We start from the raw sequence: 23,327 nt of genomic DNA, 5'->3' as shown, positions 1-23,327 counted from the left end.
CTCCTGCCAAACCCCGGCACGTTCTCCCAGTGATGAGGAGATGACCGGATTTAACTCTGATATACCAACTGGTTTAAAAGGACTTATACCTTTCCATCACGGTACTGGCAATAGTGTGTCGTCATGAAAAAACGGTTCGAGCTATCGAGCGGACTGCAGGGCGAGACTCTGGTCCGGAAAGGAATGAAACGGAAACGGTCCATGAGCGAACAGATCCGTATCGCACCCGATATCAACGTGATCAAGATAGGGGGACATGGTGCGATCGATTACGGCCGCGAGGTGATGCACCCGCTCTGCGAAGAGATCGGCCGGCTCTCGAAGAAACACCAGCTGCTGGTTGTCACGGGTTGCGGCGGCAGGGTGCGCCATATTATGGACATCGGCATGGATCTCGGAATGCCAACCGGTGTCCTTGCCGAGCTTTCGGCAAAGATCTCCGAGCAGAACGCCATCATGGTCTCGATTCTGCTCTCAAAATATAACGGTACACGGATTCATACCGGTGATCTTCTCGAACTCCCGATGCTTTTGAAACTCGGGATCCTCCCGGTAACGCATGGCACTCCCCCGTACGGGCTCTACGAGCACCCGTCCCGGACCGATATGATCCCACCCCACCGGACCGACACCGGCGCATTCCTCATTGCCGAAGTGCTGGGAGCGAAGAACTGCATTATCGGGAAAAACGTGGACGGTCTTTACACCGAGGACCCGCGGAAGAATCCCGATGCGGAGATCATCTGCGAGATCACTGCGCAGGAGCTCCTTGATATGAACCTGCCTGACATGGTGCTTGAACCGATGGTAGTCGAACTCCTCAAAGAAGCGATCCATATCCGCGAAGTCCGCATCATCAACTGCCACACACGGGGGAATATCGAGAAAGCGATTGCCGGAAAGAAGATCGGCACCATCATCCGGGCAGAATAAGGATATGATCCCGCAAGAGGCAGCCAAGTGTGTGTGTCATACCTGGGTGGCTGCCTGCGGGATCTGAGGAGTATCCCAGACCTTCTATCGTGGCAGGATAGCAGGTAACGGGTGTCCCGTTCTTTTCGGACACACTTTGTGGATTTTATATTGATAAAACAGTTTTGTAAATGTTTTTCATTTGATCCCCATAGGGAACCGGTCTCTTTCTGCACAGGGGGATTATGGGGTCATCGATAAATCAACCAAATCTGTTTCAGGCGATTAGACAGCTGAAAATAATTAACCAGTTGTATTTTTATCAGGATGGTGTTAATCTAGGAAGTACTATGGGTTTCAGCTCAGACATCATGCATGATTTTGTAGCAAAGGAGATCAAGAGCCTGTTTTCCAGCTATGATGGCTGGAAGTATACGGAAAAACCGGACGGGAGCGGGTATGATTCACTCGTTATCCTTGAACGGCTCAACGACGGGCACCGGGAGTCTGTAAAGGTGCTGGTCACGTTTACCAGATCTGTTCCTGTTCCTCTTCCGGAAGAGCTCACTGCCACAAAGCGGAGCATGGACGGGACTCCCACCCGGGTTGCCTCTGCCGTCATGGTCCCGGCCAATGCCGATACCTCAGCTGTTCCTGCCGGAATCAGGATCTATACCATGAGGTCGTTTGCCTTCGAAGGGAAAGACCTCATCTGGGTGAAAAAACCCGTCCGAAAGACGGAGAACGCACCGGCTAAGATTCCGGCATAATTTTTCTTTTTCAGATCTGTTGCAGGTGCGGAAGAACCGCCGGGGCAGGACCTTCTGTCAGCGTCAGATCGGATGAGAGGCAACGCACCATGCCGGTCCGGCTAATGGTATACCCGCCGCTCTTTTTCAGGATCGTACGGTAGGCAGGAGAACGAATAAGGTCAAGGAGCAACGCGATTCGGGGATCTGAAAAGATCTCCCGCCGTATGGCAAGTTCGTAATCCTCGCGGGCAACCGGAACGAACCGGAGCCCGCTGGCGCTGGCAATACCTGAAGTGCAGATCCCGGCGTCGGCAAAACCATTCCTGATCGCGGCTGCAACGGCTGGCGGACCATGAACCTCCTGACGGTACCCGTTCACCTTTGACGGATCGATTCCTTCGGTTGCAAGCAGGTTGTCGAGAACTGTGCGTGAAGGAGTATCCCGCCGGGTATTGATGAACCGGGCATGGGAGAGGTCTGCGATACCCAGGCCGTCCCGTGAAGCAATGCCCATGTCGATCCCGGCAATGTGGATAAAGATCAGGTCCTCGATCGCGAGCGATTTCAGCAGGGAGGGATAGCCGTTCGACAGGGGTTGGGCCGGGAGGACAAGGGGTGCAGCATGGCAGGTATTACTGCCCAGCGCAAGGAACCCGGCAGTGTTGCCGGGATTTGTTGCATGAATGAAAAGCCCTTTGTCGTGGGCAAGGTTTGCAAGTTCTTCAAGTGCCGGGTCCAGCGTGCCGGTGAAGAAAAATGTCCGTTCGATGCTACCGGGATCCGTTGTGAGGAACACCTCGTGTTCGGTCCCTGCCTCGTACCCCTCGACCGGGGCTGGGATATGGGTATACCCGTTTGCCTTGACGGTTGCCATCTGGACTCCCGCCCCTTTCCCGTGGGGCATCCCGTACAGGGTTTTCCCGATACGGCCGACAAAGAGCGGGACAAATTCATCGAAGCCCGGGTCTGACGTGAGGGGCTGGGCCAGTTTCGCCGTGACCGGGTACTTCGGTGCCGGGGCAAAACCCCATGATTTCAGCAGCGGGGCGGCAAACTCCCGGAGCACGGTCTGGGCCGCAAGAGGATACCCGGGAAGGCCAAGGACCGGCTTTCCTTCAATTTTCCCCAGCATAACCGGTTTACCAGGTTTCACTGCCACGCCATGGAAGATGAGTTCCCCAAGAGAGCAGATCACACTCTCGGTAAAATCGCGGGTGCCGGCCGAGGACCCGGCGGATATTACCACGAGATCGTTCTCCTGCACAGCCTTCCGCAGGGCTTCCCGGATAAGGTCGGGGTCGTCAGGGACAATGGGAAGGCGGGTGCACCGGGCCCCGGTCTGCGAAAGGAAGACCTGTGCCATGACCGTGTTGCTCTCAACAACCTGGCCCGGGCCGGGATGGACGCCAAGGGGGACAAGTTCGCTGCCGGTAGGGATGATACCAACATTGACGGCAAGGACTTCAATGGAAGAAAATCCGTAGGTAGCGAGAGCACCGATATCGAATGGCCGGATCAGGTGTCCACGGGGAATGACAAGCTTGTTCTCCTTGATGTCTTCCCCTGCCGGACGGACATGCTGCCAGGGTATGGCCGCCCTCCGGATCTGGTACCGGTCTCCCGATTCCCAGACGTCCTCGATCATAACGACTGCATCAAATTCCGGCGGAATGATATTGCCGGTATTCACACGTCGGCAGTGTTCGAGTGTCAGTGGATTCCAGTCACTGGCCCCAACAGTGTCCCGGCTCCTGACGGCAATCCCGTCCATGGCGGAGATGTTCACTTCCGGAACAGAGTACTTCGCAAAGATGGGGACGGCCGCCACTCTGCCGGCTGCCTGCATGAGCGGGACTCTCTCTGTCCTGCGGGGAGGAGGAAATGAGGTAGTCAGAAGGGTGAGAGCCTCGGCAAGGGAACGAAGCTCAAGGTAACGCTTCACCATTGCAGCCTGCACCCCGTACTTCCTGTCCGATCAGGTCCCGCCATCGCTGCCCCCATCAAAATATTTCCATTAACACTGTGCGTTTGTAATGGTAAAAGAATGTCGAACTTGCCCCATAATTGGATTGAGGGGTGAGAAGAGCGGAGAAAAAAGAGAGAACCGCCCCATCACAGTGCTACGTTCCGCTCGCTGTGCCCGACAGCAGCAAGGTAGACCGGCCACTGGGTCTCCGGGTCGAGACCGGCAAGTTTTGTTACGAGGTCATCGTGGAAGAGATCAATGGGTGCAACCTGGAGTTCCAGCCCTGCTGCAGCCAGGATAAGGTTCTGGCAGGCATGCCCGGCCTCGATCAATGCACTCCGGTACCCCCGGTTCCCCACGGCCCAGACCGTCCGGTAGGGGATTGCTACCCAGAGGAACGTTACCGCGGCCCGGGTCGTGAGCTTGAAGTTCAGGCTTGCGGTGCTCATTTCGAGGGTGAGGCCTGAATCGATGCGTTCGGCAACAATGCTGTGGGATTTCGGGAGGTACCGGTACAGCCCGGTCTCCAGCCCGTCCACTTCCCCAGCGACAAAATAGGTCTCCAGCGGATTCCGCGAGCCGGTCGAGGGGATATTGCGGATCTCAATCGTCCCTGCCACGGTCTTCTTGTACCCCTGCGTACACCACAGGAGGTATGAGAGCTGCTTTAAGTCTATCATAGACCGGGGAAAGAACCCGACCGGTTCCCAGCCCTCGATGGCTTTCCGTACCGGCATGTCCGGGAGCTTGATCTGTTTGGGCCGGGGAAGTTTGATGACTGTCTGCCCTTTTTTGACCGGGAGCTCGTGGGGGGGTTCCGGGACACGGAGGACGAGGTCTACCGTGGAATAGTCCGGGCATCTGGTTCCTTCGATGAAGTCATTTCCAACTTTGTTCATGGGGGTTCACCGTTGTATGGAGGTTCTGTTGTTCGGATTCAAAAATTCGGATGTTGTCTTACGGAGGAGAGGGGAGAGTCCAACAGATCCTCGAAGAATCCTGATGCGTTTTTATCTTACTCCTGGTTCTTCGAACCTGTCGGAATTCGAAGAACGCTGATGCGTTCTTCTCGTCCTCCTGGTCTGATGACCCGTCGGAGAAAAAATAGAGGATTATCCTCTATGGATTTGTGTGATGTGATGAAAACGGGGGTTCATGCCGCCGCTTTCAGGTACAGGTTCGCGTACACGTACTGGCCTTTGCTCTTGCCGTGGCGCTCGCCAAGGTCTCCGATGTAGTGGTCGAAGGTATACTTGGCGCCGTCGACTTCCTTCTCGACCGTGCCGATCTTCTTGTACCCGGGAAGCATGAACTTGATCTTCCCGAGAACGTACATGTCGCCCTTGACCATCTGGCCGCCAACACGGCCTTCGACATCGCCCTTGATGATGACCGTGCCACCTTCGGCATGGGTGGAGACGTGGATGAACACATCCTTCTCGATGATGATGGTCCCGCCGAGCATGGCGGTGCCGATGTCATTGCCGGCACTGCCCTTGATCCGGATCGTGCCGCCCTTCATCCCTCTCCAGTCGCCACGGTAGGCGCAGCCGACATGGTTCTTGGCATCGCCGTCAACAAGGAGTTCGCCGCCCTCCATCTGGATCCCGCAGAAAGAGTCCACATTTCCCTTGATGTGGATCTTACCGCCCTTCATCCAGCCGCCGACATACATATCGGCGTTGCCGTTCACGGTGACCGAGCCTGCGGTCATCTTGGAGCCGATATACTTGACACGGCTGCAGTCCCCGTCAATCACGATGTCGGTGTCTGCGGCAGTCTCGCCGCCGTTGCCGGAGACGGTAAAGAACTCCCCGAGTTTCAGGACGAATTTGCCCTCGTGTCCCGGAAGTGCTGCGATCTGCGCTGCGGTCTTTCCTGCGAATGCGTCGGGGGTGATGCTGTAGCCCTCGAATATGAGCTCGGGGACCTTGGTGGGTTTTAACGTTACGGTTGCCATGATATCGACCTCAGGCCTCCACGTTCACATCGATGATCGACTGGTGCGGTGCAAGGTATTCGCGGACCGGGTAGTTGCTGATGTCGACCGTGTAGGTCCCCCGGTGGAATGCCTGGCTGACATCGCGGGTGACCTGCGGATTCTCGGGCATCTTGACCTTGACCCAGACGGTCTTCTTGTGGCCGTGGCTGACGACTTCGCCGTCCTTGACGACAATTTCGCCGTCCTTGATGAAGCAGGCTGCACGCTGGAATGCCGCCTCGATCTTCTCGGCGTCCTTGGGCATGTCCTTGTAGTTGAGGTCGAAGACGGATACGTCGCCGTTCATGCCGGGTGCGAGACCTCCGTAGGTCCTGGCAAGGCCAAGGCATTTTGCCGGGCCGGACCGGGTCATCTGGGCGATGTCGTAGAGGCTGAGTTCGCGGTCGATGCCGTGGATGTAGGTTGCATTGATGACCCTGTCGGTATTCTTCATGGTGGCAAGGGTTGCCTCGCGGGCCTTCTTGCTCATGAGCCACTTGATGACGCGGGGATACCTTGTGAACGGCCCTGCGTTCGGGTGGTCGGTGGTGATGAAGGCACGGTCCATGTCCTTTGCAAAGAGTGCAAGTTCAAGACCGGTTGCCCACTGGATTGCATTGGGCAGGACATCCTTGTCGTAGATGTAGGGGACAACGCCGGCGGCGGTCTCCAGTTCGACATCCACATTGGTCCACTTCAGGTGGTTGAGGCCGTGGAGGTGGTGCTCGAACGGGCCGTCAGCGGTCATCGTGGTGGTCTCATCAAGCGTCACGCAGCCGAGATCGAAGGTGATGTTCTTCTGCTTGTTGATGTAGTCCATGATTTCCCTGGACTTGGAGCAGAAGTCCTTCCAGCCCTCCCCGCCATACGAGTGGAACTGGAGGTGGGTGGAGTGCATGACGGTCTCACGGCCGAACTTGTTCTTGGCCTTGACACCCTCTGCGAGCTTGAGGGACGCAAGGGTCTCCGGATAGTTTCCGGGGTTGCCGAGATTGTTCTGGTGGATGTGAATCGAGTGCGGGAGCCCGAGATATTCGTTTGCCTGGATCAGGCCCTTGATGATATCTGCCGGCGTGAGCTCAAAGTACGGGACCGGGTCGTTGATGCTTAAGCAGTTGAGACCCCAGGCCCATGCTGCCGTGCCGCCGGGGTTGACGAGCTTGACACCATAGCCTTTTGTCACCTTGAGGAGCCACGCAATGTAGGCTGCCGTGTTCTCGACCTCTCCCTGCCGGAGGTATTCCATGACAAACCAGTTGTTGGCAAAGACCGGCAGTGCGGCCTCGTCAATGATGGGTGTGTCGTGGATCTCCTCGTGCGTATGGGGGGCGAGGAGCGGGGGCATTGCCGCTTCCATGACGAACGAATATCCCATGCGGGCATACTCGTACCCTGTCCTGAAGACCGAGGGGATCGAGAAACCGGATTCCATGCGGAAACCGTTCTTCTGTGCCATCCCGCTCCGGCAGACACCTGCCCGGAGCTTGTCCTCGGGACGCATCAGCCGGCCGGCATTGACCTTGGGGCCTGCCACGTGGGAGTGGACATCGACACCGCCGGCCATGACAACCTTGCCCTTCGCATCGATTACCTTGGCCGAGGAGCTGACCTTCTCGACAATCTTGCCGTCCTTGATGGCAATATCGCCGACATCACCGTTGATCTTCCGGGTCGGGTCGATGACAAAGCCGCCCTTGACAATAAGTTCTCCTGAAGACATCTTTAGCTCACCGCCTCTGATTCGGGGTATCTCCGGTCTTCCTTTGCAGCAAGCCAGATCGGCTTGGTGTTGGTCAGTTCGCACATGCGCTCATAGACCCGGTCGAAGAGTTCCTCATCGCTCGGAACGCCCGGCAGTCCCTTGAGCACGGCCTTGAACTGGATCGGCACATTGTCCATACGGTAGACAACGCCCGGCTCGTCAACGCCGGCAATTCGGACCGGGATGTGGAGGTCCGAGATCTCGCTAGCCATGTTGAAGTTCGGGTCGATGACGATGAACGGGTGCTTCTTTAAGTGCTGGACCGGCTGGATCGGGAAGTGGGCACCGGCATCGGCACCGATATTGACAAAGCAGTCCACTTCGTCGCGCATTGCGAGGTCCACGGAGCTGGTCTCGCCCGGGTTCATGTGGGCGTGGGTCCCCTTCGAGAGGTCAATGCAGTACGGGAAGCCGAACTGCCAGGCCCAGACCTGGCCGGGGCCGGCGATGTTGTAGTGGCCCCGCATGGCCATGATCGAGCACTTGGTGTGGTCGTTGAGGTCACGGGTCAGGCTGATGGCATGGTCGATGTTGTGGTTGCGACCGTCGGTGTGCGTGCAGCCCATACCGAAGAAGATCATGCAGAACTTTGCGTTCTTCATGATTTCTGCGGACTTCTTGATGGTCTCCTTGGGGATCCCGGCGACAACGTCAGGGATGTCGTGGCCCCGGAGAACGGTCCGGAAGGCATTGAAGAGCTCGTAATCGTGGCCCTGGTCGAGCATCAGGTGGTGATCGGCGAGCTTCGCGGTGTCGGTTTCGCGGGGGTCGATACAGAGGACTGTCCGCTGCATCTGGCCTTTCTGGGTGAAGTAGCCGCGGGGGAAGATCGAGTACCGGGAAGTGTGCCGGGGGTGGGCGTGCATCGGGTTGCAGCCCCAGAAGACCACGACATCCGCACGGTTCTTGGCCTCACCGAGCGTGCAGCTCGGGTACCCGTTGTCGAAGATCGCGAGGAACGAGGGGCCGTGGCAGATGGTTGCGCAGTTGTCGAGCACCGCACCGGACTTCTCTGCAATGCGGCCGATTGCGCTCATGCCTTCGCAGTTGGTGGAACCGAAGCCGTAGATCAGGGGCTTCTTTGCCGCGAGCATGGTCTTTGCCATATAGTCGATAGCATCCTCGTACGGGATCTCCTTCATCGAGCCGTCGGGCTGACGCTTGCGCGGGAGCCGGGGGCGGGTGGGGTCGTTTGCATGGTGGAACAGGTTGGTCCCGATGATACAGGCATTGTGGACTTCGAGGACCTTGGTCTCATCGTCCGAAACAAGGACTTCGATATCGTCGCAGGATGAGCCGCAGTACGGGCATCCGACGCCTTTGATAAGCTTAGGCATTATATCTTCCCTCCCTGCCAGAGCCCGACAGCGCCCTGCACGAGCTCAAGGGCAGTTTTGATTCTCTCATTCGGTGCCGGTTCGATTGTCACCGGAAAGCCGCTGTACTGCGGGGTGCCGGTGGACTGGGTCCGGGGCGGGACAACCTGGTTTGCCCAGACACCCTGGCGGATGTGGGCAAGGCCGGGCGGGCAGTACTGGGTCGGCTCAATGGCCTTCACGATAACGGTACCGCACTCGCTGGTGACACGGACATTAGTGTTCTTCCAGATGCCGGCTTTCCTCATGTCTTCGGGGTTCATCTCGCAGATCGAGCAGGCAATGAAGTAGTTCGGATTGGTCTTTCCCTGCTCCATTGCAGCTCCTTCCTCGATCGAACGCTGGGTAATCATGTTCAGGTGAATTTTTGCCATCTAGTTCCACTCCGAATGTTACACCAGAACGTTGGTCATCCCCTTACCAGCAAGGGTGATCACTTTGTACGGGCATGCTGCCACGCATACGCCACAGCCGGCACAGAGTTCGAGCTTCACGTCCATGCTGATGGACTTGCCGTCCTTGACGTGATAGATCTTCTCCTTCGTTACCGGGTCGACCGTATGCAGCTCAAGAGCATTGACCGGGCAGGCAACCACGCAGATGCCGCATCCGGTGCAGCGGTTCATGTTGACATGTACTGAAAACGCCATGCACATCACACAGTTAAAAGTTAACTTCTTTTTTTATGATCGATCGTTAGTTTAGTGAAATAAATAAACCTTTTGAATTGCTGATTGAAATCAATTAAATCATTTGAGCGGGCCTCCCACTCTCCGACGAAACCGTGTGTCTTTCCGTACAGGGAACTCCCTGAACTTTCCGTCGGAAGTAAAACTATTGCTATTGAGATTGACAAAAAGGTTAACAAATTTTTTTACCGTTGCAAACTAATACTGATCCGAGGTTAACCCGATGGCACTCAACAACATCGACACCGTACAGGTCGTCCAGTACAAAAAAGAGATCCAGGCAGATCCCAAAGAAGCAAAGTTCACTGCAAAGATTGAGGGAGACTGGCTCTTTGAGGAAGGCGGCCCGCAGTTCCGTTCAACAGTCAAGACTAAAGACGGCAGTTACACGATGGAGGCAAGCCACCCCAACTTTGCCGGCCCCGCCTGCCGGCCCGGCCCGATGGCATTCGGTCTTTTCTGGTTTGCAGCCTGTTATTCCAGTACATTTGTCACCGAGGCAGCGATGCGCAACCTGAAGCTTGTTTCCGTGAAGACCCGGGTCGAGGCCGACCTTGACTATACGGCCCAGTTCGATCTCGGCAACAATCCACTCATCACCGAGTACCGCGTCTTTATGGATGTGAAGGGGGATGCAACCGATGCACAGGTTCAGGACCTGAAGGAGTACTCCCTCAAGCGGTGCATGGGCATGTTCACCATCAGGAACGCGATCGCCCTGAAAGCCGAAGTACGGCTCCAGAAATAACTTTTTTTGGGGACCTTATGCAGGTACCTCTCCGATCGGCAGATCCCGCGGAGGTCCGGAAGATCGCCGAAGAGTATTACCGGTCCGGCCAGTTCTACTGCTCAGAAGCCATCGTCAAGTCAATCAACGATAGCTTCGGGCTCGGCTACCCGGAATCGGTCATCCGGCTCGCATCCGGCTTTCCCATCGGTATCGGTGGATCGGGCTGTTCCTGCGGCGCCGTGACCGGAGGCGTGATGGCCCTCGGGATGGTCTTTGGCAGGGACCGGGCCGGCGACCCACGGATCGACCGCTGCCTTGGCTTGTGCCGGGAACTCCACGCGCTCTTTGTCCGGCAGCATGGCTGCCTCTGTTGCCGCACCCTGACACACGGGATGGTGCTGAAATCTCCCGAGCATATGCAGCAGTGCGTAGCGTTCACCGGGGAGGTTGCAGAAGCGGTAGCAAAGATCATCCTGCGGGAGACCGCAGCAGGTTCAGAATAGTGTGATTTGCTTTCCTTCGTTACCCAGGGTTTCCCTCAGCGCCTTAAGGATCGTGTTTGCTTCTTCCACCGTGCAGTGCCACGCGATGAGGTCTCCATCGTCCAGCGCAACACCGCCTTTCACCGAGAGTCCCAGCCCGCATTCGATACAGAGTTCTTCCTTCTTCATCAGCCCGGGCACCTGCCCGGTAAAATTTTCCCCGAACATGAGCGAGCGGAGGGGCTTTTTCTCATGGGTATAATAGAGGAACTCCCCGTTCCTGCCGGCAATGGAGAAGATGCAGTACCACCGGTCGTGCCGGGTAAATGTCATAAGAACCGAGGGAACAGAAGGCGCAGGAGTCATCAGAGATCCATCTCCGTTTCCTTTTTGGTCAGGCTCACGCGGTACCGGTGGGCGTCTGCCTTCTGGACTTTGACCTCATACCCGGACCGGGCGAACGGGACTTCGATCGTGTCCCGCTGGCCTCTCCTGACATAACACGCAACCGGAACACCGGGAGGAGTCTTCTTCAGCAGCATCTTCAGCCGGATCATCAGGTTTGTGCAGGTGAGGTCGGAAAAGTCCGGGATATTGGCGTGTTTCCCTGTCATGGAGATCGCCGTCAGAAGATGATGAGCCGACGGTGGCCCGATTGGAGGCCCCTTGGTGGGTAAAAGAGCAGCTGGCCGAGTTCTGCCATTCCGATGTCGAGCACCGCGTTCATCTTTGCGTTCTTGGCAAGCGCCCGCTGGTGGAGGGACGGCTGGAAGGCAAAGAGCTCGAGGTTCCTGCTTCCTGCCACGGCATCGATCACTTCCTGCAGGTTGAAGAGCCGGGCGTCGGTTTCCTGCGTGTGACTGCCGGCCAGGGCATACACACCGTCCTCGATGAAGATCACCTGGGTCGGGATGCCCTGTGCCGCACACGCAATGGCAAACGAGACTCCCCCGAATGCCCGTTCCGTGCCATAGGGTGTTGTGGTGATGAGAACCGTAACGGGAGGTGACCGTCCGGGTTCCTCCAGGGGGAACGAAGAGGTCTGCCCATCTTTTTTCATCTGGATCGACGCCACGTTCTCCCCGAGGATGATGTGGTTCTTTGCGAAACGGTCAATCATCTCGTTCAGGTTCCGGATCCGGAAGGGTTTGATGGTGCAGGTCGAAACGATCTGCCCCTGCCCGTCATCCCAGGTGTTATACCCCCGTGCTGCGGCACACCTGCTGCAGGCAATCATCTGGCACAACAATCCTCGTTTTGCCGCCTTCTCGCTGATCTCTTCAAGGCCGGAACCGATATTGTCGAACTCTGTCGGGTTCTGGCCATGGTGGCCGCAGTGGACGCCGTCAAGATACGCATAGAATTCAACCGAGGCATGAGCCTCCAGGGCCGCGGTGAGGCACTTCAGTGCTGACAGCGAAGACCGGTGCATATAGGGAGAATCGAGCTGGAGATACCCGATGGTGCTTGGTACCGGCTGCTCGTGCTGGCGGGCAATTCTTGCCACATCATTCCAGAACGATGCCTGACCTCCGACGCCGAGACGGTTATAATTGAGGATCTGGTCCGGGTGCTTCATCTTCAGGCCTTCGACCGAGATTCCCCGGAGTGCCAGCTCGTGCCGGTCACAGATGATCCGGACGGAAGGTAGTCCCAGTATGATCTCCCAGATTCGTGCCGTATCGGGCTCGTGGAGGCTGTAGAGGGCGTCACCGGTCAGAAGGAACGTAAACACGCCTTCATGCGATTTGGTATGGTGGAGAAGGTCCTCGGGATTGAGCCTGACAAAGTAAAACTTCAGGCACTCCCCAATCCACGCAAGACGCTCCTGCGATAGGGATCCGCCAAGAAGAAAAAAATGGGGATTCATGTCGTCTTTCTCCTCTAAAGTTAGACAGACATGATTATTTATGGGTTGTGTTAAAAGGTTGGGATTATTTTTTCGTCAGCCGGATCTCCCAGAGGCCCGGTGCTGTCTTTGTTACCGCACAGGTCATCCCGTTGTCCTCCGCGAACTTCGGGATGGTCGTGGTTGCTGCCGGCGGATGATCGCAGGAGACCCGCAGTTCGTCGCCTTTCTGTAACGATGCCGATGCCTTCTGGACTGCAAGGAGGCAGTACGGGCAGACTTTTCCGGTTATGTCAAGGTTTTTGGTTGCCATTGTTTTCACCCAACCCCGTTATGCCAGCCCCATGCTCTTTAAGATCCCAACCACCCAGCCGGATATCCATGCCGCAAAGAGGACGGCACCGATACACATCCCGATCACAAAGAGAAGGGACCGGATGTTTCCTTCAGCGGTCATGACAACCTGCCGGAGCGGGCAGCCGCCCAGGAGGACTCCGATGAGGCCGATCATGATGCCGCCGATGACTGCAAGGAGGATGTAAGCGGTAAGCGCCAGGTTCGCCGGAGCACCGGGAACGGGCATGAGGCCCTTGTGGAGGAGCCAGAAGAAGTTCTCGAATGCCGATGGCGTGATGAGCGAGAGGACGAGATAACTGACGAACGCTCCCACGATCAGCATCAGGTACCCGTACAGGAGCCGGGTGTGCTTGAACATGAAGAAGTCACGGAACCCGCCAATCGAGCAGAACCCGGACCGCTGGCCGAGCCAGCCGATCAGAAGACCGAGGAGGAGCGAGACGATAGGGACGGCGATGACGGCGACGTCCTTGGTTAACCAGCCTGCTGCCGCCATGATTATCCCTCACGCTCCGCAAGGCTGGTGGCGATCTTGATCCCGACAAGGACACCGACGATGATCGCGATGACCCCGATAAGTGCAACAACATCGCCGTACCCGATCCGGAGGCCCAGCCGGTACGGGCAGGCACCCATGAAGAGGGCAAAGACCATGAAGAAGAATCCGCCGATCAGGTACCAGAGATAAGACGAGGCTTTGCCAGCCTTGGTCCGGAACTCCTGGTAGTACCGGGCGGAGACGAACGCACCGATAAGGACACCGATAACAGTCAGCATCGGCAGGATCGCGTTCTGGGAGATCGCTGCAACGGCGAGCTTTGTCCCGGCAATATCGTTCACCGCAACGTTGACCACATCACGGGTATGGCAGGCGACACAGAACCCGTAGGCTTCCGGTCCACCGGCGCTTATCAGCAGTGCCTGTACAACCGCAGCGAGGATACCGATGACGAGCCCGACGTAAAGGGGGTTTTTCGCCATGGTATCCAGGCATGAGGTTTTCTCATCTGTTTTTGCCTTGGTTTCGGCCATGATCCTATGATTCATACCCAAGGTAAATAAATTTAGTGAAATCTTCAAATCGGTTAATTATAATAAATTAATGCGTTTTATATTTGTTTCATCGTTACCTAACTCTCGTTAACAGATGCTGACAAAACCCGTTGTAGGATTGTATTTGCGGGTCAGAAAAAGAGGAGGCAAAAAGGGTTGGGATTATGACGAATTATTCTCGGCCATCTTCTCGCGGACTTCATCGATATGCATGACGATATCGTAGGCCGGGCCGGTAAGGCAGTACCCCTGCTTGTCGAAGGCATATACCGGGAATTTTACCAGTTCCTCGGGAACGGGGTTGGCTGTGAGCTTCTTGAAGTTGATCAGGTCACGGACATTGAGCCCGATCTTGTCGCAGAGTTCCCTGAGTTCCTTGATCCAGCGCTTCAGGTCCCGGACATCTGACCCATCCCACTTGAAGATCTGGTAGATCTTCATGTAGGCATCGCGTTCGAGGATAATATGGGTTGAAGTCTTGTCTGACTTCAGGTAAAAGTCAAGAAATGTCCGGACATCCTTGATCTGCTGTGCGTTCTCGTAGGAAATTGCCCGGCACTCCTTAACGAGCCCCTTGAAGTCTTCCGGTGAGAGGTTTCCCCCAAGTTTGCCAATATCCTGCGACAAGTCCTTGAGGCTCTCTTCCACATTTTTGAGCTCGCTTATCATATCCTCGAACTTCTGGTTCAGTTCGACCCCGAAAAAAGCCTCCATGTATTCCGATGGTTTCGTCATATGTTCCTATTTGTTAATAAACAGTTTAATTTTTAGTACAGTGACAATATCTTTCAATTAACACTGTACATAGAGGTATGATATGCCAAGACACCAGAGATCCCCTCTAAACCAGGACCTCTTCACCCGCGGCGGGATCATAACCGAGATCGATCCCGACTTCTGTATCGTCCGGCTCCGCATGCCGGCCGGCATGATCACGCCCGAACGGATGAAAGGCCTGGGCGAGATCGCAAAAAAGTACGGGATCGAGAACCTTCACCTGACAACACGCCAGACGATCGAGCTCCCGCACATGGACCCGTCACGACTCGAAGAGCTCGTTGCCGATCTTGCTGCAAACGGGACTCCCCTTGGGGCCGAACGCGAGGAAGTTGTGAACATCACCTCCTGTCTTGGGACCCGGCACTGCAAGTTCGGGATTATCGATTCCGTGGGGCTTGCCGAAGAGATCGACAAGAAATTCTTTGGCAAGGAACTCCCCATCAAGGTCCGGATCGCCATCTCCTCCTGCCCGAACGGGTGCGAGAGCGAGCGGCTCAACGAGATCGGGATCACCGGTATCCAGCGGCCGATCCGCGACCCCGGGCTCTGTACCGGCTGCGGGACCTGCACCCATTACTGCCGTGAGAAAGCCATCGAGGTCCAGGACGGGATTATCGTCCTCCATGCCGTAAAATGCATGGAGTGCGGGTTCTGCATCAAGCCCTGCCCCTTCCACATCATCCAGGGCACCAAGCCGGAATACCGTATCACCGTAGGGGGACACCGGGGCCGGCATCCGAAGATCGGCAGGCACCTCATCGATGTAAAGACAACGGACGACGTCATGCGGGTCGTGGACAAGGTCATCTACTGGATCTACCGGCAGGCCTCAACCGGCTCGCTCCTGCCCGAGCAGCTGGACGAACTCGAGTTCGATGAGTTCAAGAAGACAATTAGCATGATGATAGAGGGATAATCCCCCGCTCTTTTTTGCATATCCTGAAACGTCCCGCAATCCTTATCCTTGCGGCCGATCCATTGCCGCGTAAGGCACCCCTGTGTGCCTGGGAGAACATCATGAACATGGTCTGGGACAGGCACGTGTCGAACGGGATACGTGAACTGGGATACGATGTCAAGACGCAGACGATGGCCGTGGTATTTCCCGGCGGGATAACAAAGTTCCATGCGCCGGTACCCTACCCGATGTACGCTGCAATCTTTCACGCCACCTTCCCCGAGCGGCTCTACAAACAGACCGTTGAGGGGCAGATCCCAACGGTGAGCGGCTCCTGATACGATCAGAAAAAGGGGCAGTGCAGCTCTCTGTTACTTGGGGATCCGTTTTGTAATATCACCCTGCGGTACAGAGCGGGAGCTGGCAGGGACTGGGATCAAGGAAAAAAATGTTTGTGAACGGTCTGGTTCACATCAGTAACTGATCGTCCGCATGGCACGGAGCGTGTCGGGCTCCATCCGGCGGTAATAGGACTTCGGGTGGCCGCAGGAGGGGCATTTCCAGTCGGCCGGGAGGTCTGCAAAGGCAGTGCCTGCCTTGATCGGGGTTGCTGCCATGACCTTGCCCTCGTAGAGTTCCATCCTGTCCGTGTTGACCAGGATCGTGTTGTTGAACGCCTTGGTCTCGCCAACTGCCGGGTCATAGATATGACCGCACATCATACACACATACTTGTCCATCGTGATAACCTCTGGAAATAGGTAACATAATCCTATTATCATTCACCCCTTATTAGGGTATTGAAATTAATGGACAGACGTGGTTTTGTCGTTGCCGGGAAGAGAGTTCATGGGTTCAGAAGGGGGGTACCCACCCCTACCCAGCAAGGACCCACCCCCCACCCCGCCATTTTGAAACCCGCGGTAAAAGACCCCTACCCCCCCTCCCTGATCAGGAGGGATGGGGACCCCTCCGATTTTGCACAGGCAGCAAAGGCTTTTCGCCTGAACTCTCCGACGGAATCGTGTTTTCCCGGCCGGTCGGGAACAAAAAAAGAGAGGGGTAGGTACCCCTCCTATAATGGAGGGGTGGGTAGGGGTCCCTGAGTGGGAGGGGGGGACCCTGGTGCCGGATCCGGGCCGGGATTTTCGGGGGGTGGGGACCCCTCACAACAAAATATCCTTGTCTGGCTGGCATAATCCAAGAATGATACTATTTTAGTCCGCTGCACCCAATTAAGGTACAGGAACTCCTCATGGCTGCACTCTCGATCGATATCCTCTTTGATGCTGCCATTCGTATCCAGATTATCGAGCAGTCGATCTCCCTTACCTTCACCGGGGATGCACTACGGATCCGGTTCCCGACAACGAGGAGGCTCGCGGAATTTCTGGATGTCCCGCACTACTATATCCTCCCGTACTTTGCCATGATGGAAGAAGAAGAGCTAATCACCCGCGCAGAACGTGTTGGCATCCTCACTACCGCCAAGGGAAGCAGGAAGATGCTGGACCTGATGAAGGAGAAATATTCCGCCGATATTTCTCGTATCATCCCCCCGGACCTTTTTAACAAGATCGCAAAGTGACCCGCCTGTTTTTAAAATGTACTTTACTCTGAAAAAAATCAATGAAATCTGATACAAACCATCTGGTTATCAGCTGATTGAAAGATTATTTTACTTCATGCGAAAAGAAACATTCAATTATTACCCTTTGAAAAATTGATTCCGGTCATACTATGAAAAAGAATGTGTATATCGGGATTACTGCAACCCTCATTGCAGTCCTGTTTGTTTCCGCCCTCATCGCCGGGTGTACCAGTACTCCTTCCAAGCCCGCTGCGGTGACGACAACTGCACCGGCAGCCGCGACCGAGAGCGCCCAGTCGACCCTTGTCATCGCAACCACGACAAGCCTCTACGACACCGGTCTTCTGGATTACCTCCAGCCGATGTTCGAGAAGCAGTACAATGTCCAGCTGAAGATCACCTCGCAGGGCACCGGCAAGGCCATCGAGCTCGCAAAGAACGGAGATGCTGACGTGCTGCTCGTCCACTCGCCGACCCAGGAACTGGCCTTCATGAAAGACGGTTATGGCCTGAACAGGCGTTCATTTGCCTCAAACTCGTTTTTGATCGTCGGACCTGAATCGGACCCGGCAGGGATCAAGGACATGACTCCCGAGGCTGCCGTTACCACGCTCCTTGTCAAGGGAACCAACAAGACAGCAGGCATAGCCTTCATCTCCCGCGGTGACAACTCCGGTACCCATTCTGCAGAGAAGACGGTCTGGAAGAATGCCGGGTACAATTACACTGCACAGGTCCAGAAGTCCGGTGTCTGGTATGTAGAAGCCGGGAAGGGAATGGGCGAGACCCTCCAGATGGCAAGCGAGAAGAATGCCTATGTCCTGACCGATGAAGGCACATACCTCGCCTACAAGAAGGACCTCAAGCTGACTCCTCTCGTGAGCAAGGGCGCGAGCCTCTTAAACATCTACAGCGTCATGACAGTGTACAACGATAAGCAGCCGGTTGAAAAGATCCAGATGGCCAACAACTTCATCAACTTCCTGATCTCGAAAGACACACAGGCAGAGATCGGCAAGTTCGGTGTCGAGAAGTACGGCAAGGCCCTCTTCATCCCGATGACTGTCGAGGTCCCGACTGCAAAGGAAGGCTGGGTTGGCGACTACAGCACACCGGCAACAGCAGTGGCCCCCGCAACGGCAACCGCCCCGGCAACTGCTGCCACCACGGCATAATCTCTCCCTTTTTTTCCTTGTGGTTTCTCTGGCGATGAATGCCCGCAGGTTTTATTCCGGAAACCAGTTCGACACGGGTGCAGGCGATTTCCTTAACAGGGATAAGAAGTAAATACCGGTTATCAGGACATTAGCAGCACGGGAAAACTGACATGATCTGTAGGAGGAGCGTGCACTGAAGTGAGCGACATAACCAATGGCATTGTCCAGGCAATCGACCTGATCATCACCCTTGATCCAGAGGTCATGCAGATCGCGGTCCTCTCCCTGTACATCTCCCTCTCGGCGACAATCATTGCCGCCCTTATTGCCATTCCGGCCGGCGCACTGATCCACTTCAATGATTTTTCCGGCAAGCGTGCGGTCATCATCCTCATCCAGACCCTCTATTCCGTCCCGACTGTTGTTGTCGGCCTTGTCCTCTACCTCCTCATCTCGAAGAGCGGCCCGCTGGGATTTATCGGCCTCCTCTTCACCCCGCAGGGCATGATCCTTGGGCAGACCGTCCTCATCATCCCGATCATGATCGGGCTCGTTATCTCCGCCCTCCGCGGGATCGACCGGGGCATCAGCGACACGCTCGTATCGCTGGGGGCGACCCAGTTCCAGATGATCATCGAGATTGTGAGGGAAGCCCGGTTTGCCATCCTGAGCGCAGTCGTCCTTGGCTTCGGCCGGGCTATCGCTGAGGTCGGGGTTGCCATGATGATCGGCGGGAACATCCGGGACCATACGCGGGTGCTGACCACGGCGATCACGCTGGAAACAGGGATGGGAAACTTCGCCCTTTCAATCGCCCTTGGGATCATCCTCCTGGTGATTGCCCTGATCGTGGTTGTTATCCTGAACCTGATAACATCGGCTCTGTCGTCTGACATGCAGCAGATTGCCGGAGGAGGTCCGCACGGATGATCCGGATTGAAAAGCTCACCCGGGCGTTCGGAGCAAAAGAAGCGTTGCGGGACGTGACTCTCGAGATCCGCAGGGGCGAGATCTTCACCCTGATAGGCCCAAGCGGCAGTGGCAAGAGCACCCTTATCCGGCTTATCGATCTCCTTGATTCCCCGAGTTCCGGGAAGATATTCTTCGATGGTGCCGACACCGCGGGTCCTGAAAAGGACCGGCTTGCCATCCGGCGGAGGATGAGTATGGTCTTCCAGAAACCGGCCGTCCTGAATACCACAGTTGCTGAGAATGTCGCGTTCGGCCTGAAATTCCGTGGAGTACCTGCAAAAGAAGCGGAGGAGAAGGTGAATTTTTCCCTCAACCTTGTCGGCCTTGCCGACCTGTACAGGCGAAAGGCAGTCACCCTTTCCGGGGGTGAGATGCAGCGGGTTGCCCTTGCCCGCGCCATGGTCACCGAACCGGAAGTCCTCCTCCTTGACGAACCGACCGCGAACCTCGATCCGGTTTCGTCGGAGATGATCGAGGACCTGATTGTCAGGATCAACAAACGCTTCGGCACTACGATAGTTATGTCCACCCACGATATGCTCCAAGGGCAGCGGCTTGCCGACCGTATCGGTGTGATCATGGACGGCCTCCTGGCGCAGGTCGGAAGTTCCTCTGAAATATTATACCAGCCCAAAGGCAGGCAGATTGCCCGTTTTGTCGGTATCGATGCCATTACCGGCGGACAGGTGATCGAGAACACCGGGGGACATGCCCTCATCCGCGTCGGGGAGACCTGTTTTGAGGCGCTTACGGATATCCCGGGGGGAAAATGGGTCTCGCTCTGCATCCGCCCGGAGGACGTCACCCTGATCCCTTCTGACTCGGTCTCTGAAAAGACCAGTATGCGAAACCGGATTGTCGGCCGGATCAAAAAGATCGTCCCGTCCGGACCGTTTGTCCGGGTCACGGTGGACTGCGGATTTCCCCTCATTGCCCTGATCACCCGCAGGTCGTGCACCGATCTTGGGCTCTCGCCCGGATCCCTGGTCATTGCCGGAGTCAAGGCAACTGCGATCCATGTCCTGCAGGAAGACGGGGATAGAAATGCGGCTGGATAATTATTCTGGCACACCACATTTCCGGAAATTCCGACAGGCCGACAAATTGTTGAAGAAGAGCTTGCCGGTCTTATTAGTAAAATTCCCGGTTTATCCAGCGCTTCTGCGGTAATGGAAAATTCCTCGCTTTCCGTTGCGCAGAAGGAAAACTGCAGGCTTCAAGCACTTTTGATTCATCGATGTACTCCCCCATTTCATGACGGTATGCTAGAGCAGAGAGTGAGAGAACGGAGAGGGGCAGGTGAATACCTAACTTGTTGTCTAAGTCCAGGTAGCGGCAATTGATCCGCACGTGGCAACTACAAATATGTTGTACATAGAGACGGCAGCTGGAGCGGTCCACAATAATACCCACTGCAGCGAGATATGCCGGAACCCGGTTGACCGGCATCGTCATTGAGAATGCAACGCAGAGATCGACGATAGCGGAACCCATTCGGGTATTGGGATAGAACGGTTCATCGGCATAACAGAGTTTTCCACAGCTCTTGCAAGAAAACCGTTTCACAGAGGCATACATTGTTCTCTGTTCATTGTCGATCATAAGGTGTGCGTACTGTTTTCTTTTCGTATCATAACCGGCAAGGGGGCCACCACATGCGGGACATACGGTATGTCCGTCGAATGTAACACCATCAACTAGGGAAATCGCGCTCTGGACGATAGTAGCCACAATCGGGAGGATTTTAGGTGGTTTCATGACGTGCGCGCTCCCTCATATAAAACAATTATCGGATAAATGGGGGTCAATTGATTTTGTGCGATAATTGGTACAAGCATTTTACCCAGCATATCCTGAAATACGCTTTGACCCACCATTATTAATCATTTTTTGTGATTTTTTCAATATGCTTAAATATCGTTTCCATCCGACTTTTTTTTGTTAAAAGGTGTGTCATACATGGAATTCAAGTATGTTCCAACAACGTGTCCGTATTGTGGCACGGGTTGCGGATTCAACCTTGTTGTCAAGGACAAGAAGGTTGTCGGTGTCCAGCCATGGCAGCGCAATCCCGTCAACGAAGGCAAGCTCTGCCCCAAGGGCAACTATGCATGGGAGTTCATTAACAGCCCTGACCGGTTAACAAAGCCCCTCATCAAGAAGGATGGCAAATTTGTTGAAGCCAGCTGGGACGAAGCTTACAAGCTCATCGCCCAGAAGTTCAAGTCCTACAAGGGCGAAGAGATGGCCTGCCTTGCATCCGCCCGTGTCTCCAATGAAGAGAACTACCTGATGCAGAAGTTTGCCCGTGCTGTTCTTAAGACTCCCAACATCGACCACTGCGCCCGGCTCTGCCATGCGTCCACGGTCGTTGGTCTTGCCGGCGCATTCGGGTCCGGTGCAATGACCCAGTCCATTGCGGATATTGCCGAATCGAAGTGTCTCCTGGTCATCGGTACCAACACCTTCGAGCAGCACCCGCTGATCGGGCGCCGCATCATGCAGGCCAAGATGAAAGGCGCAAAGATCATCTACGCCGACCCCCGTCTTACCCCGACCGGGAAGATCGCCGACCTGCATCTGCAGTTCTACTCGGGTACCGATGTCGCACTGCTGAACTGTTTCATGCAGCTGATCCTCAAGAACGGCTGGGAGAACAAGGACTTCATCAAGAACCGCACCAAGGACTTTGAGAAGGTCAAGGAAGTTGTGATGAAGGATGCCTACAGCCCCGAGAACGTCTCGAAGATCACGGGCGTTCCTGCTGCAGACATCATCAAGGCGGCTGAATGGTTCGGGAAGTCCGGCCAGTCCGCAGTCCTCTACTCGATGGGTATTACCCAGCACACAACCGGTGTGGACAATGTCAAGTCGGTAGCAAACCTCCAGATGCTGACCGGCAATCTCGGCAGGCCCGGCACAGGTATCTGCGCACTGCGTGGCCAGAACAATGTCCAGGGGGCCTGCGACATGGGAGCCCTTGCAAATGTGTACTCCGGTTACCAGTCCGTCCTCGTCCCCGAGATGAAGAAGAAGATGGAAGACGCCTGGGGCTGCCAGATTGCCGAGGGCAAAGTAGGCCTCACGGTCACCACGCTGATCAACACTCTCGCTGACGAGCCCGGGAAGGTCAAGTGCGTGTATATCATGGGTGAGAACCCGATGCTCTCCGACCCGGACCTCCACCACGTAGAGAAGGGCTTAAAGAACGCAGAGTTCATTGTCGTGCAGGATATCTTCCTGACCGAGACCGCCCAGCTCGCCGACGTTGTCCTTCCGGCAACCTGCTTTGCCGAGAAAGACGGCACCCAGACTTCTACCGAACGCCGTGTCCAGAAGTGGAGAAAGGCCCAGGACCCGCCCGGAGAAGCCCGTGCTGACTGGAAGATCATCTGTGAACTCGGAGCGGCAATGGGATACGAGAAGCAGTTCCCCTACAAGAGCGCCGAGGAGATCTTCAACGAGATCGCCAAGGTCACCCCTTCCTATGGTGGAATGACCTATGCCCGGCTCGAGAAGCCCGAAGCACTCCACTGGCCCTGCCCGACTGCCGAACACCCGGGCACCCCGATCCTGCACAAGGAGAAGTTCTCCCACCCGGACGGTCTTGGGATCTTCACCCCAATCGAGTGGAAACCGCAGGCTGAAGTTCCGGACGCGGAGTACCCGTTCCTCCTCACCACAGGCCGCTGTATCTGGCACTGGCATACCGGCAGCATGACCCGCCGCTCCCCAAGCCTGGAGCGCGAGGAGCCGACCGGCTGGGTCGAGATCAATCCTGAAGATGCAAAGGCACTGGGCATAAAGGACAAGGAGATGCTCAAGGTGTCCTCCCGCCGTGGAGACATCAAGATTGGTGCACGTATCACGAAGACCATCAAGAAGGGAGTTGTCTTCATCCCGTTCCACTTCATCGAGTGTGCAGCAAATATCCTCACCATCAATGCACTTGACCCGGTTGCAAAGATCCCTGAATTCAAGGCATGTGCGTGTAAGATCGAGAAGATCAAGGAGGCCTGA

General features: G+C 55.8%; 27 protein-coding genes. 11 read left to right on the top strand and 16 right to left on the bottom strand.

The genetic code is table 11. The features are described from left to right. The first annotated feature begins 123 nt into the window (after positions 1 to 123). Together PHF39_RS04905 and PHF39_RS04900 are read left to right on the top strand one after the other, a co-directional pair. Positions 124 to 933, top strand: coding sequence for a uridylate kinase (locus tag PHF39_RS04905; protein WP_300220939.1), 810 nt, complete (start codon positions 124 to 126; stop codon positions 931 to 933). A gap of 329 nt (positions 934 to 1,262) precedes the next feature. Beyond that, on the top strand, positions 1,263 to 1,682 hold the full coding sequence (locus PHF39_RS04900) for a hypothetical protein (protein WP_300220936.1): 420 nt from the start codon (positions 1,263 to 1,265) through the stop codon (positions 1,680 to 1,682). A 10-nt stretch (positions 1,683 to 1,692) separates the two neighbouring features. Here the strand turns inward: PHF39_RS04900 and PHF39_RS04895 are convergent, their stop codons facing one another. The 7 genes from PHF39_RS04895 to PHF39_RS04865 all read right to left on the bottom strand — a co-directional run bounded on the left by PHF39_RS04895 (position 1,693) and on the right by PHF39_RS04865 (position 9,399). Further along, a complete protein-coding gene (locus PHF39_RS04895) occupies positions 1,693 to 3,609 on the bottom strand; it encodes a molybdopterin biosynthesis protein (RefSeq protein WP_300220933.1) in 1,917 nt (638 codons plus the stop codon). 167 nt (positions 3,610 to 3,776) lie between these two features. Next, a complete protein-coding gene (locus PHF39_RS04890; protein WP_300220930.1) occupies positions 3,777 to 4,529 on the bottom strand; it encodes a SagB/ThcOx family dehydrogenase in 753 nt (250 codons plus the stop codon). Between the two features lie 254 nt (positions 4,530 to 4,783). Beyond that, the gene (locus PHF39_RS04885) at positions 4,784 to 5,590 is read right to left on the bottom strand and encodes a formylmethanofuran dehydrogenase subunit C (protein ID WP_300220927.1); all 807 of its coding nucleotides are present in this window, start codon (positions 5,588 to 5,590) and stop codon (positions 4,784 to 4,786) included. Positions 5,591 to 5,600: 10 nt separating this feature from the next. Continuing rightward, positions 5,601 to 7,331, bottom strand: coding sequence for a formylmethanofuran dehydrogenase subunit A (locus PHF39_RS04880; RefSeq protein ID WP_300220924.1), 1,731 nt, complete (start codon positions 7,329 to 7,331; stop codon positions 5,601 to 5,603). 2 nt (positions 7,332 to 7,333) lie between these two features. Next, entirely contained in the window at positions 7,334 to 8,710 is a 1,377-nt protein-coding gene (locus PHF39_RS04875) for a formylmethanofuran dehydrogenase subunit B (protein ID WP_300220921.1), read from the bottom strand. Beyond that, positions 8,710 to 9,123: a molybdopterin dinucleotide binding domain-containing protein gene (locus tag PHF39_RS04870; protein WP_300220918.1), complete on the bottom strand. Its 414-nt coding sequence runs from the start codon at positions 9,121 to 9,123 to the stop codon at positions 8,710 to 8,712. Before PHF39_RS04870 ends, PHF39_RS04875 begins: the two co-directional genes overlap by 1 nt. 18 nt (positions 9,124 to 9,141) lie before the next feature. Then, positions 9,142 to 9,399, bottom strand: coding sequence for a 4Fe-4S binding protein (locus PHF39_RS04865; RefSeq protein WP_300220915.1), 258 nt, complete (start codon positions 9,397 to 9,399; stop codon positions 9,142 to 9,144). A gap of 262 nt (positions 9,400 to 9,661) precedes the next feature. Here PHF39_RS04865 and PHF39_RS04860 point away from each other — a divergent pair, with 262 nt between their 5' ends. After that, a complete protein-coding gene (locus PHF39_RS04860; RefSeq protein WP_300220912.1) occupies positions 9,662 to 10,186 on the top strand; it encodes an OsmC family protein in 525 nt (174 codons plus the stop codon). 17 nt (positions 10,187 to 10,203) lie between these two features. After that, on the top strand, positions 10,204 to 10,671 hold the full coding sequence (locus PHF39_RS04855; protein ID WP_300220909.1) for a C-GCAxxG-C-C family (seleno)protein: 468 nt from the start codon (positions 10,204 to 10,206) through the stop codon (positions 10,669 to 10,671). On the opposite strand, the gene PHF39_RS04850 is transcribed toward PHF39_RS04855, so the two are convergent. From PHF39_RS04850 to PHF39_RS04820, 7 genes are all read right to left on the bottom strand, one after another. Continuing rightward, a complete protein-coding gene (locus PHF39_RS04850; protein ID WP_300220906.1) occupies positions 10,663 to 10,983 on the bottom strand; it encodes a hypothetical protein in 321 nt (106 codons plus the stop codon). The two genes, PHF39_RS04855 and PHF39_RS04850, sit on opposite strands and share 9 nt — an antisense overlap. A gap of 32 nt (positions 10,984 to 11,015) precedes the next feature. After that, positions 11,016 to 11,264, bottom strand: coding sequence for a hypothetical protein (locus PHF39_RS04845; protein ID WP_300220903.1), 249 nt, complete (start codon positions 11,262 to 11,264; stop codon positions 11,016 to 11,018). An 11-nt stretch (positions 11,265 to 11,275) separates the two neighbouring features. Then, complete coding sequence (locus tag PHF39_RS04840; protein ID WP_300220900.1) at positions 11,276 to 12,520, bottom strand: DsrE family protein; 1,245 nt, start codon at positions 12,518 to 12,520, stop codon at positions 11,276 to 11,278. Positions 12,521 to 12,584: 64 nt separating this feature from the next. Continuing rightward, the gene (locus PHF39_RS04835; RefSeq protein WP_300220897.1) at positions 12,585 to 12,812 is read right to left on the bottom strand and encodes a sulfurtransferase TusA family protein; all 228 of its coding nucleotides are present in this window, start codon (positions 12,810 to 12,812) and stop codon (positions 12,585 to 12,587) included. 18 nt (positions 12,813 to 12,830) lie between these two features. After that, the gene (locus PHF39_RS04830; RefSeq protein WP_300220894.1) at positions 12,831 to 13,352 is read right to left on the bottom strand and encodes a YeeE/YedE thiosulfate transporter family protein; all 522 of its coding nucleotides are present in this window, start codon (positions 13,350 to 13,352) and stop codon (positions 12,831 to 12,833) included. Between the two features lie 2 nt (positions 13,353 to 13,354). Continuing rightward, a complete protein-coding gene (locus PHF39_RS04825; RefSeq protein WP_300220891.1) occupies positions 13,355 to 13,888 on the bottom strand; it encodes a YeeE/YedE thiosulfate transporter family protein in 534 nt (177 codons plus the stop codon). A 183-nt stretch (positions 13,889 to 14,071) separates the two neighbouring features. Further along, the gene (locus tag PHF39_RS04820; protein ID WP_300220888.1) at positions 14,072 to 14,644 is read right to left on the bottom strand and encodes a hypothetical protein; all 573 of its coding nucleotides are present in this window, start codon (positions 14,642 to 14,644) and stop codon (positions 14,072 to 14,074) included. 82 nt (positions 14,645 to 14,726) lie between these two features. Between PHF39_RS04820 and PHF39_RS04815 the strand changes: the two genes are divergently transcribed. Together PHF39_RS04815 and PHF39_RS04810 are read left to right on the top strand one after the other, a co-directional pair. After that, on the top strand, positions 14,727 to 15,605 hold the full coding sequence (locus PHF39_RS04815; RefSeq protein WP_300220885.1) for a 4Fe-4S dicluster domain-containing protein: 879 nt from the start codon (positions 14,727 to 14,729) through the stop codon (positions 15,603 to 15,605). Between the two features lie 101 nt (positions 15,606 to 15,706). After that, on the top strand, positions 15,707 to 15,925 hold the full coding sequence (locus PHF39_RS04810; protein ID WP_300220882.1) for a hypothetical protein: 219 nt from the start codon (positions 15,707 to 15,709) through the stop codon (positions 15,923 to 15,925). A 135-nt stretch (positions 15,926 to 16,060) separates the two neighbouring features. On the opposite strand, the gene PHF39_RS04805 is transcribed toward PHF39_RS04810, so the two are convergent. Continuing rightward, positions 16,061 to 16,327 (bottom strand): rubredoxin, encoded by a 267-nt coding sequence (locus PHF39_RS04805; protein WP_300220879.1) that lies wholly within the window; start codon positions 16,325 to 16,327, stop codon positions 16,061 to 16,063. 515 nt (positions 16,328 to 16,842) lie between these two features. Between PHF39_RS04805 and PHF39_RS04800 the strand changes: the two genes are divergently transcribed. The 4 genes from PHF39_RS04800 (at position 16,843) to PHF39_RS04785 (ending at position 20,365) form a co-directional block, all read left to right on the top strand. Further along, positions 16,843 to 17,175, top strand: coding sequence for a hypothetical protein (locus PHF39_RS04800; RefSeq protein WP_300220876.1), 333 nt, complete (start codon positions 16,843 to 16,845; stop codon positions 17,173 to 17,175). A 152-nt stretch (positions 17,176 to 17,327) separates the two neighbouring features. Then, positions 17,328 to 18,353 carry a substrate-binding domain-containing protein gene (locus PHF39_RS04795; RefSeq protein WP_300220872.1) on the top strand — a complete coding sequence of 342 codons (1,026 nt, stop codon included), beginning with the start codon at positions 17,328 to 17,330 and terminating at the stop codon, positions 18,351 to 18,353. Positions 18,354 to 18,533: 180 nt separating this feature from the next. After that, a complete protein-coding gene (locus PHF39_RS04790) occupies positions 18,534 to 19,265 on the top strand; it encodes an ABC transporter permease (protein ID WP_300220870.1) in 732 nt (243 codons plus the stop codon). Next, entirely contained in the window at positions 19,262 to 20,365 is a 1,104-nt protein-coding gene (locus PHF39_RS04785; RefSeq protein WP_300220868.1) for an ABC transporter ATP-binding protein, read from the top strand. The genes PHF39_RS04790 and PHF39_RS04785 overlap by 4 nt, the downstream gene beginning before the upstream one ends. Positions 20,366 to 20,438: 73 nt before the next feature. Here PHF39_RS04785 and PHF39_RS04780 read toward each other — a convergent pair whose 3' ends face one another. Then, positions 20,439 to 21,065, bottom strand: coding sequence for a hypothetical protein (locus PHF39_RS04780; protein ID WP_300220866.1), 627 nt, complete (start codon positions 21,063 to 21,065; stop codon positions 20,439 to 20,441). A gap of 201 nt (positions 21,066 to 21,266) precedes the next feature. Between PHF39_RS04780 and fdhF the strand changes: the two genes are divergently transcribed. Further along, positions 21,267 to 23,327 (top strand): formate dehydrogenase subunit alpha, encoded by a 2,061-nt coding sequence (gene fdhF, locus PHF39_RS04775; RefSeq protein ID WP_300220863.1) that lies wholly within the window; start codon positions 21,267 to 21,269, stop codon positions 23,325 to 23,327.

It is taken from the genome of Methanoregula sp. (genome assembly GCF_028712425.1).
Taxonomy (GTDB): Archaea; Halobacteriota; Methanomicrobia; order Methanomicrobiales; family Methanospirillaceae; genus Methanoregula.
This window is presented reverse-complemented; position numbering and strand designations above follow the sequence as displayed.